At 53.7% G+C, this 13268-nt stretch carries 11 protein-coding genes and 1 pseudogene; 7 read left to right on the top strand and 5 right to left on the bottom strand.

The window, feature by feature from the left end:
• Window positions 1-319: 319 nt before the first annotated feature.
• Together A1830_RS19800 and A1830_RS19795 are read left to right on the top strand one after the other, a co-directional pair.
• Window positions 320-1078 carry a tyrosine-type recombinase/integrase gene (locus tag A1830_RS19800; protein ID WP_067710199.1) on the top strand — a complete coding sequence of 253 codons (759 nt, stop codon included), beginning with the start codon at window positions 320-322 and terminating at the stop codon, window positions 1076-1078.
• Between the two features lie 235 nt (window positions 1079-1313).
• Window positions 1314-2009: an RES family NAD+ phosphorylase gene (locus A1830_RS19795; RefSeq protein WP_073981067.1), complete on the top strand. Its 696-nt coding sequence runs from the start codon at window positions 1314-1316 to the stop codon at window positions 2007-2009.
• 269 nt (window positions 2010-2278) lie between these two features.
• Here A1830_RS19795 and A1830_RS19790 read toward each other — a convergent pair whose 3' ends face one another.
• Together A1830_RS19790 and A1830_RS23535 are read right to left on the bottom strand one after the other, a co-directional pair.
• The gene (locus tag A1830_RS19790) at window positions 2279-4147 is read right to left on the bottom strand and encodes a DUF4209 domain-containing protein (RefSeq protein ID WP_067710144.1); all 1869 of its coding nucleotides are present in this window, start codon (window positions 4145-4147) and stop codon (window positions 2279-2281) included.
• 47 nt (window positions 4148-4194) lie between these two features.
• Window positions 4195-4504, bottom strand: a pseudogene (locus tag A1830_RS23535) (recombinase family protein); the annotation flags it as partial.
• Between the two features lie 219 nt (window positions 4505-4723).
• Between A1830_RS23535 and A1830_RS19785 the strand changes: the two are divergent.
• Both A1830_RS19785 and A1830_RS24115 read left to right on the top strand, forming a co-directional pair.
• Entirely contained in the window at window positions 4724-4915 is a 192-nt protein-coding gene (locus A1830_RS19785; RefSeq protein ID WP_067710142.1) for a hypothetical protein, read from the top strand.
• Entirely contained in the window at window positions 4887-5177 is a 291-nt protein-coding gene (locus A1830_RS24115; protein ID WP_082804221.1) for a DUF3289 family protein, read from the top strand. Before A1830_RS19785 ends, A1830_RS24115 begins: the two co-directional genes overlap by 29 nt.
• On the opposite strand, the gene asnB is transcribed toward A1830_RS24115, so the two are convergent.
• The 3 genes from asnB to A1830_RS19765 all read right to left on the bottom strand — a co-directional run bounded on the left by asnB (window position 5128) and on the right by A1830_RS19765 (window position 9310).
• Window positions 5128-6753: an asparagine synthase (glutamine-hydrolyzing) gene (asnB, locus tag A1830_RS19775; RefSeq protein WP_067710138.1), complete on the bottom strand. Its 1626-nt coding sequence runs from the start codon at window positions 6751-6753 to the stop codon at window positions 5128-5130. The two genes, A1830_RS24115 and asnB, sit on opposite strands and share 50 nt — an antisense overlap.
• A 670-nt stretch (window positions 6754-7423) precedes the next feature.
• Window positions 7424-8353, bottom strand: coding sequence for a homoserine O-acetyltransferase MetA (gene metA, locus A1830_RS19770; RefSeq protein WP_067710136.1), 930 nt, complete (start codon window positions 8351-8353; stop codon window positions 7424-7426).
• A 114-nt stretch (window positions 8354-8467) separates the two neighbouring features.
• Entirely contained in the window at window positions 8468-9310 is an 843-nt protein-coding gene (locus A1830_RS19765; RefSeq protein WP_067710134.1) for a LysR family transcriptional regulator, read from the bottom strand.
• A 159-nt stretch (window positions 9311-9469) separates the two neighbouring features.
• Between A1830_RS19765 and A1830_RS19760 the strand changes: the two genes are divergently transcribed.
• From A1830_RS19760 to A1830_RS19750, 3 genes are read left to right on the top strand one after another with little or no spacing between them, the layout of a single operon-like run.
• Window positions 9470-10678: a M20 family metallopeptidase gene (locus A1830_RS19760; protein WP_067710132.1), complete on the top strand. Its 1209-nt coding sequence runs from the start codon at window positions 9470-9472 to the stop codon at window positions 10676-10678.
• A complete protein-coding gene (locus tag A1830_RS19755) occupies window positions 10675-11478 on the top strand; it encodes a transporter substrate-binding domain-containing protein (protein ID WP_067710130.1) in 804 nt (267 codons plus the stop codon). Before A1830_RS19760 ends, A1830_RS19755 begins: the two co-directional genes overlap by 4 nt.
• The gene (locus A1830_RS19750; protein WP_067710127.1) at window positions 11465-13192 is read left to right on the top strand and encodes a M28 family metallopeptidase; all 1728 of its coding nucleotides are present in this window, start codon (window positions 11465-11467) and stop codon (window positions 13190-13192) included. The genes A1830_RS19755 and A1830_RS19750 overlap by 14 nt, the downstream gene beginning before the upstream one ends.
• Window positions 13193-13268: the final 76 nt, after the last annotated feature.

The following is a 13268-nucleotide window of genomic DNA, read 5'->3' as shown; positions in this document are numbered from 1 at the left end:
AGGAAGTGGGTTTCCCGCCCGCACCCCATGATATGGTGCCCGGTCGCCTTCCGTACCCCACTATCCATGCATTCAGGATCCCGTGCGGATCCTGAACCGTGAGGCCCCGCCTGCTTTCTGCTTCCGCTTTATGGTACATATCCATAAAGCGGTAAATGACGCCCTGCCGCTCCGCGGATTATTGTGGTGGCCCGAAGCCCCCGATCCGGGCGAAAATAGGCGCAGACTGCCACAGGCGTCGCTGCGTGAATTCTGTGAAAGATGCAGGGGTAAATCCCGCCAGAATTCACGCAGCACTGTTAATAATAAAAGAGGTGTTATGTCGCTTCCGACCGTTAACGGTTACACCGCCCCGCTGCCGGCCCAACCCGACTACGGGCGGGCGCTGTCGCTGCGTGCTATGGCCACTGCCTACACGGAGCTTCCCCGCTATCTGCTTGCGCCGGAGGTCAGCGCCCTGCTGCACTACGTGACCGACTCGAGCCAGCACGCCCTCATCAACACGCTCTGGAACACCGGCGGACGCCTTAACGAAGTGCTCGCGCTGCGGCGGCGGGACTTTCACCTCAACGATGCGATCCCGCACGTGGTTATCCGCACCGCCAAGCAGCGGCGCGCCGGCAGCGGGCGCCCGAAGAAAGGAAAAAGCCCGAACCGCGTGGTACCGCTCTCCGATCCGGCCTGCGTCGATGAGCTGAGAAGGCTGTTTGCTAGCGTCAGGGAAGAGTTTGAAACCGGGCCCGACGGCGAACGCCGCGCCCAGCCCGTCTGGACCGTATCCGACCGCACGGTACGCAACTGGATCAGCCGTGCCGTGGATGACGCCGCACGTGCCGGCATCCGCCTCAGCATCGACGTGTCGCCGCACACCTTCCGCCACAGCTTTGCCATGCACATGCTCTACAACCACGTTCATCCGAAGGTGGTGCAGTCCCTGCTCGGTCACGAAAAGTTTGAGTCAACGGAGGTCTACACGAAGGTTTTCGCCCTGGACGTGGCCGCCAGCCACCAGGTGCGGTTCAGCCAGGATACCGAAACGTCCCTGCAGCCGCTGCGCGGACTCTCGCAGCCTTTATAAAGGGGTTCTATGCCGGAACCTCAGAAAATTCCGTCACCAAGCTAAAGACTCACATGTTTTGCATGATGTTAAATAAATTACAGGTTATATGACCGATTTCAGCATCAAAATGAGTGTTTTGAACATTGTCACGCAACTGGTCGTTTTGTAACAACCCCGCAGTTACTGGGTGCAGAAAAATCCAGGTTTCCGTCGCAGAACCCCATCTAGCCTCAAACCGACCAAAACACGATAGTTGAAGAGGCACTTCGGCCCACCACCTCATTCTCTGGCAACATCCGGGCGCATGAACGCGCGGGGGATCCCTGTTTTTTACGGAGCCACAACCCCGGATATTGCGATCGCAGAGATCAGGCCCGCAGTAGGCACTTACGTAGTTGTGGCGAAGTTTATTCCTCTGAAACCGCTGCGCATCCTCGAAATGTCTGCGCTAGACACGCTCGGTCAGGTCAGCGGAAGCCTGTTCGATTCTGCAATGGAAGAAAAACTTAGTACTGCATCATTTCTGAGAAAGCTGTCCCGCAAGCTGACATTGCCTGTGGCAGGAAACGCAGATAATGAGTATCTGATCACTCAGGCGGCGGCAGAGTATCTTTCTGTTGCTGTGGCCTGTGAACTCGACGGACTTAGTTTTAAGTCAACACAGCAAGCTGCTGAAAAAAATGAAAAATCGAGTTCTTTGAATATTGTTCTATTCAGTAAATCATCATCCGTTCAGGATGCAGATCTTAACGGGAACCGATATGCAGTAAAACTCTTTGAGTACGACTATGACGAAAACGGATCGCACTCATGGCCTGAACCCGTAATTAACAAAATACAACATATTTCCAAAGAGTTATCTGTAAAAAGGAAAAGCGAAAAACAACTAAATGAATATGCACTTCAACTGGATGCCGGTGAGCTTATTTTTACAGAATCAAAGGCATAATGTTCCAAAAAAATGAGTATCCGGTCAAACTTGGCCATCCCATCGATTCAAAAAACTGATACCGGTCATAAGGGGGCAGTTTGGATATAGAGAATTATTGTACGATAAGCCTGTTTTTTTAACAGGCTTATCTATAGCGACAGGGTGTACTCCCGCGCTAAAAGCGTTTGACGTGCATTTTGTGCAATCGGATAACCTAAATGCGTGTCATTTTCAGAAAATGACTGCACGGAATGTCAGCAGTCAATAACACTACTGATAACAGAGCGTCATCGTGTTCTTGCCGCATTCCAGAAGGCATGGCAAACCAACCGCAATCCTAGCCACCAAGCATAGATAGCCTCAATTGACTGGCAATCAGTATCATTCAGCAGACCATGAGCCAGCTTGTTGCGCAGATTCGGGCCCATGGCCGTGCAATACAACGCTTTGATTTCGAATACCAGATCTTTTCCAAAGACCTTTTCTGCCTCTGGCTGATCAATGAGCGTACTGATTCCGTTTTCAGTCTGAACTCCATGCTCGTCGAGATGAGTAGTGCGCGCGCCCGCATGTTTGAGGTGATAGCGCACCATATTCTCGACTTGCGGCACCAGCAGGTGCAACGCGGTGACAAAGTCATGGTTAAAGCCTGCAAACAGCGCTTTGCCGAACAAACGCTCCCGACCAATTGGGACAATTGGGGATCGACTGGCAAGCTCGATCAGGTCGGCTTCTCGCAAGCGGTGTTCCAGTAGAAGCGAACCCAACGCTGGCCAGATAAATGCATTGACGTAGAAGTTTAACCACGCACGGTACATCCTCGTCATTTCCCAGAAAACACGTGCTCTGTTTGCCTCGTCTACAAGGTCGGCATTGGTGTCCAGGCAGGGGATTCGGGCAATGACCCGTCCATTTTCGGCTAGCACGGTCACCGGGAAAATATGCATAAGAGATGGCTGTTTGAGTTGCGCCACAATCTGCTGCCACAAATCCTGATACTTGAACGGCGTAAGGACGATACGAGAGAAAGCTTGTAGCGCCTCGGTAAGTGTTTTGTTCTGTACGGCCTGACTAGCCCACACCATCTGTTCGCGAAAATCCACCTCGGGAAAGGGAATTCCCCCCAGGTCTCCCAACGATTTTTCGCCAGCCTCATCCATCTGCTTCCGAAGTGCGGTGATCCGCACCTCAATGCAAAGTGCCTGGCGTTGTTGCCGTGAAATGGTGCGATACGTCTGAATGGCTTGTTCGTAGAAGCTGGCCGCAGCACCATAGCTGGGATGAGGTGTTTGGATACGTGACCTCCCTTCCCGAACGTAGCATTCCGCGACCTGCACCGTCATGGCTGCAGCCTCTGCTTTATCGTCGGCGATACCAAACCAGATCGCCGCGTGCCTGAACAGCCTCCCTGCGGTCATGATTTGCACTTGCTCGGTATCGGTATCGTAGTCGCGTGCCAAAGTCGCCAGTTTGTTTGCAACTTCTGCGGACTGTTCCATTTCCAGTCCAACCCACTGCAACAGATCCGACACTTTCCATGCCAACCAACCTTCCGACTTTGTCACGGTATGCAAGGCATATAGGAGCGGCTGCCTGGTCTCATTTAGCTTATCGGCTGCCCCTTTACCAAGCATCTTAACCAAGGTGATTGCCCGCTCCCAACATGCTTGCCAGTCATTCTGCAAAATTTCCGTATTTATTGGAATCCGCTGATAGTTATCAATCGCGTCCAGTGCCATGCAAATGGCTTTTGTATCATTCGATTTATACTTCCGTACCCATAGCAGGTCCGCCAAGCGAGCCTTGAGCCACGAATTGTCTGTGGACCTAACTACCTGAGCAAAAAAATCAAGGTCCGCTTCTATAAAATCATCCGGCCCGGCCGTTCGCCAGCCAAGATGGGTGATGGTAGATGCAAATGGTTGCTGCCGATTGTCAGGGCTGGACAGCAGACGCATGGCACACGCATCAGCCAAAAGCCAAAGCGCCTTGCCAGGCCCGTTCATTTTCGCTTCCACGGCAAGTTCAGCGGCCTTGGAAAAGGCGCGCCATAGTGGCTCGTAGCCAGCCTCGGCAGTGTCAGCAAGAATGCTTTGCCAGCCGCAATCAGCAAAATCCTGCGCTGTTACTTCCAGGTCAGACGGGTAACGTTGCATGTTTATTTTCTCTAATTTTTTTTAGACAGATTTTTTGTGGCGATAGCTCAATTACGATTGAGCAACTTCACACCATCAGGGCGTAGCTCACATCTCGGTGACACATGCCGGTATAACGTCTGCCTGGTAATGCCAAGTTCCTGACAGAGGTCACCGACCTTGGTTTCCGACTGCCCCATGGCCGCCATAGCAGACGCAACTTGGCCGCTGTCATCTTGAATGGTCGACCGCCGCTACGCCCTCGCGCACGGGCACGGGCAGAGTCAGGTCATGCACGGTGTTGATGAGATGACGCAGGCTTCGACCGAGACGGTCGAGCTTCCATACCATCAATGGGGTTCTATGCCTGAACCGCCGAAATTTCCGGCATCAGGAATCAGACGGCTTTTTGAGAATATTTCCTTGTGCTGACGTATACGATTATGGTGCCATTAATGAGAATTTCTTCGTACCAGCTATATGAGACGTTGCAATGAGTTATTTTTCGTACTGAATGCCGGTTTATCTGCTGTCCGGTTAACGACGGTCTTACGTACAGGATGCCGAACGCCAAAATTATGCTTCACGGAAATTTCGGTGGTTCCGGCAAACAGCCCCAATATCGACAGCCACCACTCTCTGAAGAACCGCCTCAAGCAGATAAAGCGCTGGGTCGTCAGTACTGACCTGCGCGCAGAGAAACAGCACGTTACCTGCGACATTGAGCGCGCGCTTGACGGACACGCTGACAAGCTGAGTGATGTACCCGACGAAGAACCCGATGGATGACTATCAGGCCAGAGACATACACCACGGTGATCTGGATATCCTGGCGTTATGTAATCAGTTTCATCTCGACGTTGATACGGTCTCGACAAAGGTCAATGCGTACACGCTCAGGCTGGTCAATCCGCAGAACCCTTACGGCCCCCTATGCGAGGCCGGGAACGCAGAAGCAGATGTCCTTTGTCAGCCGGATATTCCTGTCCCCCTGCGAATGATCAGGAACGGGATTTGTGCAGCGGTGCCGTATGATGAGTCCATTCAGTAAGGAGCGGGGTGATGTCTTCTTCACACTCGCCGGTTCCACCTGTTTCAGACGTCCGTTTATCTATCATTTCCTGCATCACCGGATAGTGGCCGCAAAGTTCAAATGACCCCGCACCACCCGTTTCGCCAAAGATATCGCGCCAGATAAAGTAAAAGACCAGCGTCGGCTTATTGGCAATACGTGCAGCCGGATAGCGATAGCGCGTTTCTTCAAATGCGGCGTCAGTGACCCTGTCTGCCAGGGTATCAAGCAGCGCCAGGATGCCGCTGCCGTGATCGAAGGCCAGTTTTACCCGCTGCAGAATGTTTTCGGGCAGTAAATCCCGGCAGGCTTCGCGCAGTAACCATTTTTCGGTCGGTCGCTGGCTGCTTTTCTGAATCAGACCTGACGCGGGGAGGTTAACGGCATATTCCACCAGCAGCGGATCCAGAAAAGGCACACGGGCTTCGACACTACAGGCCATAGTTGCGCGATCCAAACGTCGGCATTCTGTCTTGTGGAGATGACCCAGCAATTGTTTGAGCTGGCCGGAAAGGCGAGCGGGTGGAACGCAACGCAGCAGCCCGTAGCCAGCAAATATCTCGTCTGCGCCTTCGCCCGATAATATTACCTTTATCCCCTCCTCTGCCGCAGCCTGGGCCAGTTGCATTGTCATCAGCCCCTCCAGCACCATCACCGAATTGTATGACTCAGTGACCTGAACCGCACGCCGGAGCTGCGCCAAAGCCTGCGTCACGGTAAAACTACACTCGACAAGCCTTATACCGAGATGACTGGCTACCTGACGCGCGGCGATGGTGTCCGGTGAACCCGGCATGCCAATGGTAAGGGCCACCAGATCCTGCCGGTGGCGTGCCGCCAGGGCAGCAATAATACTTGAATCCAGTCCGCCGGACAGAAATACGCCGAATTTCACCTGGGGATCGGCCTGCATGTGTTTTTCCACCGACGCTTCGAGCAGCGCGCGCACGAGGCGTGTATCGGGCACAGAGCGACGCTGGCTCATGTTAATATCAAACCAGGGACGAATCCCCTCAGACGTTGCCATCCAGCCCGGCGGGAGTTCTTTAATCAGGGCAGCATCTTCGCTGAGCGCTTGCAGTGCCTTAATTTCAGAGGCAAAGAACCAGGCCCCATCCCGTTGAAGATAGTAAAGCGGTTTTATGCCAAATCTGTCCCTGGCGGCAAGAAAGTCCTGTCTGTGCTGGTCATAAATAAAAAAAGCGAACATGCCATCCAGCCGGGGAAGTAGCTCAGCACCATACTGATGATAAAGATGAGCAATGACTTCTACATCAGACCCTGAGCTGAAAATGACGTCATTTTCCAGGTCTGCGCGTAACGCGGCATGATTATATATCTGGCCGTTACACACCAGGTGCACCGTGCCGTTTGCGATGTGGAATGGCTGTGAACCACCTTCTATATCCATGATACTCAAGCGGTTTATGCCAAAAGCGCAGCGTTCAGTTACCGTTGCATGTGTTTCATCCGGTCCCCTGTGCTGGATTTGACTTAACATAAGTTCAACCTGGCCCGCGTCACTGGTTCCGTATAGTGCTGCAATTCCACACATGTCATGCTCCTGATGGTAATGATTTCAGCCTATCCAGGCGGCGACGCATCCCGTCGTGGGACAACGGAACCGCTCCTTAAACTGAGTGAAATAGGGGGTAATTCCGTTCCATGAGTAATATTGATGGTCATTCTAAGTACCTGAAAGGCTGGCGAGGAACGGGTTGGTAAGATAACTGCTCAGCCTCAGAAAGCGGTGCGGCCTCACGGAGGAAATAGTGTCAGTGTAGTGGCACGCTGAATTCAACACCACCCGCCAGGCGATACTCAGGATCAAAGTGGCAATGGAGGATGCTAATGTTCAGCCATAATCTGCTCTTACAGGGCCTGTGTGCTTTGTGCCGGGTGCGGAGTGCAAATAGCGTATTTGAGACCATTCCATACAAAATTGGGACGAAATTGGAGTGCCCGCCAGAAGACTGTAGGTTTTATTGAAAGTGACGCAGAAGCCTGCGGAAAACTGTCGGGTTTTGCTCAAAGCACTGTTGTAGGGTTTTACTCACAGCACTACAGGAGCCTGATGAGGTGGATAATCCCTGCGGTTGACGGGCATTCCGCAGCGCTGCGGCGGAGACGGAGGGCCAGGCGAGGGCAGCAGGGATGCTGCTCTCAGGGAGCGGCGGGCAGGGATTATCCACCGGCACAGCAGATATCTCAGCCCCTACAGCCCATTACTCAAGCGTTGGATTCATATGACGTAAATCGTACGGGGTTATCTGGTAAACGTAATAATTCAGCCAGTTCAAAAACAACAGATTCCCATGGCTGCGCCAGCTGAACCGCGGTGGCAGCGCCGGATTATCCTGTGGGAAATAATTATAAGGGACTTCCGGGTTCAGGCCCGCCTCATAATCGCGGTGAAACTCACCCGCCAGCGTCAGCGCATCGTATTCGGGATGACCGGTGACAAAAGCCAGACGCTTATCCTTACTGGCAAACAGATAGGCCCCGGTCTGCTCAGACTCGGCGAAAATATCCAGATCGGTATAATCACGCAGCAGCTGAGTGGGGAAATCTGCATAGCGCGAATGCGGGGCCAGAAAAGTATCATCAAACCCCCGCGTCAGCAGCGCGTGCGGATGCAAAATTTGGTGCTCGTAAACGCCTGACAGCTTGGTTTCCCGCGTTTGCTTAGGAATGCCATACAGAATATTCAGCGCCGCCTGAACCGCCCAGCAGACAAATAGCGTTGAGGTCACGTGCTCTTTCGCCCAGTGTAGCACCCGCTGGATCTGCGGCCAGTACGCCACATCGTTAAAATCGACCAGCCCCAGCGGAGCGCCCGTCACGATCAAACCATCAAAATTATCGTGCTGGATATCTTCAAAATTACAGTAGAAGTTATTCAGATGCTCCATCGGCGTATTGCGCGACTCGCGGCTGTCGATGCGCAACAGTTGAATATCGATCTGCAAAGGAGAATTGGAAAGCAGACGTAAAAATTGATTTTCCGTCTCAATCTTTTTCGGCATCAGGTTCAGCACCAGTACCTTCAGCGGACGGATTTCCTGAATACTGGCACGCGATGAGGTCATGACAAAAACATTCTCATTGCGCAGAAAATTCACCGCTGGTAATTCATCGGGTACCCTGATTGGCATAACCTACTTCCTCAACTCACCATTTATACGTTTAGACATCCAGACAGCCAAAGATAACGTGGCAGGCAGCGAAAGTCGAGTGCTCATCCGGAAGTTGAGAATCTTTCATCTCCCTCAGTTAAAAAGCTCCACAAAGGGCAGTATCACCGGAGCCTCCGTGCTTGCATGACGGTAAAGTAGCCAGGTCCGGCTCTTAACGGGTTCCCCCGCGACCACAATCGGCATCCTGCACAGGGTATCGGGCAGCGGACGGTAGCTGGAAATAATCGCATAGCCCAGCCCCTGTTCCACCATCGCCAGGCAGACCTCCAGCTTATCCACCCGCATGGTTACGCGGGGTGCCTGCGAATAGCTCGCATTCCACCATCGCTCTATCAGCCCGGTGGTATGACCGCCATGGTTAATTTTTATTTGCGGCAGCCGCGGAAGCTGCGTGAGATCGACCGGCCCCCGACTAATCAGATAGAAATCATCTTCATCGACCAGCCGCCTGCCCTCTTTCCAGCCGTAGTCATCTTTAACCAGCGCCAGATGGATCTCTCCACGCTGTAGCTTCAGAAAGATCTCTTCACTCAGGCCGCTCTCCAGCCTGACGCTGATATCGGGGTGACGTTCGCTAAACATGGATAGCAACGCTGGCAGGCGCCAGGCGGCAAAATTACTCGATGAGCCAATACGCAGCTCTCCCTGCTGAGGGCCGTCCAGCCTTTGCAGCGTGTTCCTGAGCTGCTGAAACTGGCTGATGACGGTTTCGGCATGTTGGGCCAGATAGCGCCCCTGAGCCGTAAAGGTCAAACCCCGCCCGCTCTCTTCAAAAAGTCGGATATTGAGTTTTCGCTCGATCTGTTTGAGACGATAGCTCAGTGCGGGCTGCGAGGTAAAAAGCTCCCTGGCTGCCCGGGTGATATTTTTATACTGCCAGACGGTACGAATAATTAACCAGTCTTTCTCATTCATGATGCTTCCCCCCGCTGACTTCTGACCTCCATAAAATAATTTTTGGCCTGGAGACGCAAGTGATAAAAAAGCTCAATTGGGAATTGACTGTAAAAAAGCCTATATCTGTATAACTGTCTGGTTTTACAGAATTTACATGCACCTGATTGGGGAATAAACATGTCTGAACGCACCATTAGCGCGCAGAAGGATAAAATTATTAATGCCGTCGACGCGGCTGGCGATACGCTGCACAGCCTGGCCCTGAGTCTGCATAAGAATCCGGAACTGAGCTTTCAGGAGCACCGCTCCGCTGGCGAACTTATCGCTCCCCTGCGTGAAGCGGGATTCACCATTGAAACCGGGACGGCCGGGCTGGAAACGGCCTTTCGGGCCAGCTGGCAAAAGGGCGTTGGCGGCCCTACTATCGCTTTACTCGCCGAATATGATGCGCTGCCGGAGCTGGGCCATGCCTGTGGTCATAACCTGATCGGTACCGCCTCGGTAGCGGCCGCGCTGGCGCTCAAAGCTGCTGACGTCGACTTTACGGGCCGCATTGAGGTAATTGGCACGCCTGCGGAGGAAGACGGGGGCGGCAAAATTATCATGGTGGAAAAAGGCGTTTTTGAAGGTATTGATGCGGTGATGATGTTTCACCCGCGTGAAAAAAACATGGTGGTGCGCGGTGCGCTGGCCTGTTACGACGCGACCTTTAAGTTCTTTGGTAAGGCGGCTCATGCTGCCTCGGCACCGCAGCTGGGCATTAGCGCGCTGGATGCGGTGATCCACAGCTTTAACGGTATTAACGCACTGCGTCAGTTCTTTACCGATGATGTTCGCGTGCACGGTGTTATCACCCACGGCGGCAGCGCAGCAAATATTGTTCCCGCCTATGCTGAAGCAAAATTTATCCTGCGCGCCGCAACGGTCGGCGGGCTGGCAGAGGTGCGTCGTAAAGTCTATGCCGCGGTGACCGGCGCCGCTGAAATGACCGGTGCGCGGGTAGAAATTGAGGAAGGGCTGGTATATGCCGAGCGCAATAATAATCTGGCGCTGGCAGCCAGCTTCACCCGTAATCTTGCGCTGCTGGGTGTAGAGAGTAACGATCCGCCCGCGGGCGGCGGCGTGGGCTCGTCGGATATTGGCAACGTGAGTCAGGTCACTGCGGCAATCCACCCCTATTTGCGCATCGGCGATGTTACGCCGCATACGCCGGAATTTGCCGTCGCTGCGGGATCCCCGGCTGGCCTGGCGACCATGATAACCGCCGCCAAAGCGCTGGCCATGACGACATTCGATCTTTGTCATGATGCAGATACGCTACGAGCGGTAAGAGATGAATTTACGCAATGGCAGTCACAAACGAATGCGGCAGGAGAAAAGTCATGATCAAATCCCGAATAGTCATGCTGGCCGCATTGGCCCTGAGTTGTTCGTCCGCTATGGCAGCAGGTGAAACGCTTCGCGTCGGCGCAGATCTAACCTACCCGCCTTTTCAGTTCCGCGATGTCAACGGCAAGCCAACCGGCTTTGAAATCGATATTACCAATGCCGTATGCAAAGCCGTAGAGGTGAAGTGCGAATACGTGGTTAGCAGCTTTGATGCTGAGATCCCCTCGCTGCTGGCGAAGAAGGTTGATTTTATCTCACCGCTAGGTGCTACCTTGAAGCGGAAAAAATCGATCGACTTCAGTGATTTCATCTTCCACATCCCCTCTCAGCTGGTTGCCCGTAAAGGGGTGAATCTGCTGCCTACCCCAGAATCGCTTAAAGGCAAAAACATTGCCGTACAGCAGGGTTCGATTCAGGAGATGTATGCGAATAAATACTGGGCGCCAGCCGGTGTCGTGGTCAAGACCTATCCTGACCAGGATGTGATTTATCAGGATTTAGCGGCGGGCAGGCTCGACGGGTCACTTGCGCCAGCCGTAGCGGTGACCTTTGGGTTTCTGCAAACGCCTGAAGGGAAGGATTTTACCCTGACCGGGCCGGAAGTGCGTGATGACGTGCTCTTTAGCAGAGGTTCCGCTTACGGCGTTCGCAAGGACGATGAGAAAACCCTGACCCTGCTCAATCAGGGGCTGGCGAAGATTGTGGCTGATGGAACGTGGGAGAAGATCAAGCAGCACTATTTTGGCGATATCGAGATGAAGGTGACGCCAGTTAAGGCATCCGATGCCGCTCAATAAGCCGGATAACGCCGCATTTCCTCTCCATTCTGATGCCGATACGGACGTACTGCTACCGTTGATGGAGAAGCTGCTGGATGCTTTTGAGCCTCTGCATCGGCTGTCCGGCAGCGTTGATGCGGAGCGTGCAGCGGATAGTCTTATAGAACAGCTTTCCGCACTCGGTCTTACGCCCCGTCGTGAAATCTGTCCGTTATTGCTGAGCGATCCCGTTCTGGGCACGCTGGAACTACCCGACTTTCCGCACTGGCAGGCGAGCGCTAAAACGCGCTCCTTTTCTGCTCATTGCCCTGAAGGGATCACTGGCCCTCTTTATTATGACAGCCGATCGCAGGAGACCCTTCCCGACAGCGAGCTTGCTGCCTGGCAGAATACCGTTCGGGGCAGGATCGTAGTCGCCGATCGCGGCCTGGAGGACTATGTGCAACAGCTATGTCGCGCCGGGGCACTTGGGCTGGTGCATATCTGGGGTTCGGCAGAAGAAGCACTGCATGAAGAGACCGTTGGCCCCATCTGGGGAACGCCTGTCCCCGACGATGGTATACGCTATCCTTCCGTGCCAGTAGTCTGTATCAATCAAAGACAGGGCCGATCGTTACTGGAAATTTTTGTTCGGCAGGCCCACCCTGTTACCGCACGGTTAGTGACCCGGCTTAATGTACATGTTGCCGACTGTAGCCTGCCTGTTGTCGATATACCCGGTGAGATCGACGAATTTGTGCTGCTTTCCTCTCACTATGACTCATGGCATCAGGGTCTGACGGATAATGCGACGGGTAACGCACTCTGCCTGGCAATGGCTGCCTGGTTTCATCGTTCACTCCGGCCGAAAAGAGGCCTGCGTATCGCCTGGTGGCCGGGCCATTCTAATGCCCGCTATGGCGGATCGACCTGGTATGCCGATCGCTATCGCGAAGAGTTACAGCAGAAGTGCATCGCGCATATCAATGTCGACTCTCCCGGCTGTGAAGATGCGACGGAAGTGGTGGTGAATGCCAGCGGGGCTGAATCATTCGACTTTCTCAACCAGGCGATTATCCATGAAACCGGCACGACGGCGCGGCGTATCACTCCATTAGGTAAAGGGGGCGATCAGTCGTTTTGGGGATGTGGTATTCCCTTGCATTTCGCCTTTCGCGTGGAGCCGGGCATTCGTATCAGCCACTCTCCGGGAAGCGGTGGAGGATGGTGGTGGCATACCGAAGCCGACACGCGAGATAAAGTGGACAGCCACCTGCTGTTGCGGGACTGTCGGATCCATACGCGGTGGCTTGCACAGCTGCTATATAAAGAGTGCCTGCCGCTGGATCCCGGTGGCTATCTGGAGCGGCTTACAGAGGAACTGGATCGGCTTCAGTCTGCTTTGGATCCGCAGTTTGATCTTTCACCGGTGAGACACGCGTTGCTGGCTTTGCAGCAGCAGGTACAGGATTTGGGCCGGTGGCAGGATAGCGGCGCACTACGAGAGGACATAAAGCAGGCGATTGCGCTATGGCATCGCGTCCGCTATAGCTCAACCGATGACTTTCATTATGATTATAGCTACCACGGTGGTGCCTTTCCCGGCCTACAGCTGCTTCGCGATCGGTTTCAGCATACTACCTCAGCCGTCACGTTTTTGATGCTGGCCACCCAGTTTACCCGACAGCGCAGCAGGGCTCTGAGCCTGCTAGTGCAGAGTGGCGAGGTACTGCGTAGTTTCCCGCCCCCATAACGCAAAAAACCCTGACCGTGAGGTCAGGGTTATTGCTTTATTTGATGCCTGGCAGTTCCCTACTCTCGCATGGGGA

The organism is Erwinia sp. ErVv1 (genome assembly GCF_900068895.1).
Classification (GTDB): domain Bacteria; phylum Pseudomonadota; class Gammaproteobacteria; order Enterobacterales; family Enterobacteriaceae; genus Erwinia.
Note: the sequence above shows the minus strand (reverse complement) of the source record. Positions and strands in the feature narration are given on the sequence as shown.

Excerpts from the sequence above, each read along its gene's own strand:
- A1830_RS19750 (WP_067710127.1), top strand. The coding sequence starts at position 11,465 with ATGCCGCTCAATAAGCCGGATAACGCCGCATTTCCTCTCCATTCTGAT.
- A1830_RS19800 (WP_067710199.1), top strand. The coding sequence starts at position 320 with ATGTCGCTTCCGACCGTTAACGGTTACACCGCCCCGCTGCCGGCCCAA.
- A1830_RS19790 (WP_067710144.1), bottom strand. The coding sequence starts at position 4,147 with ATGCAACGTTACCCGTCTGACCTGGAAGTAACAGCGCAGGATTTTGCT.
- A1830_RS19760 (WP_067710132.1), top strand. The coding sequence starts at position 9,470 with ATGTCTGAACGCACCATTAGCGCGCAGAAGGATAAAATTATTAATGCC.
- A1830_RS24115 (WP_082804221.1), top strand. The coding sequence starts at position 4,887 with ATGTACCCGACGAAGAACCCGATGGATGACTATCAGGCCAGAGACATA.
- A1830_RS19765 (WP_067710134.1), bottom strand. The coding sequence starts at position 9,310 with ATGAATGAGAAAGACTGGTTAATTATTCGTACCGTCTGGCAGTATAAA.
- asnB (WP_067710138.1), bottom strand. The coding sequence starts at position 6,753 with ATGTGTGGAATTGCAGCACTATACGGAACCAGTGACGCGGGCCAGGTT.
- A1830_RS19755 (WP_067710130.1), top strand. The coding sequence starts at position 10,675 with ATGATCAAATCCCGAATAGTCATGCTGGCCGCATTGGCCCTGAGTTGT.
- metA (WP_067710136.1), bottom strand. The coding sequence starts at position 8,353 with ATGCCAATCAGGGTACCCGATGAATTACCAGCGGTGAATTTTCTGCGC.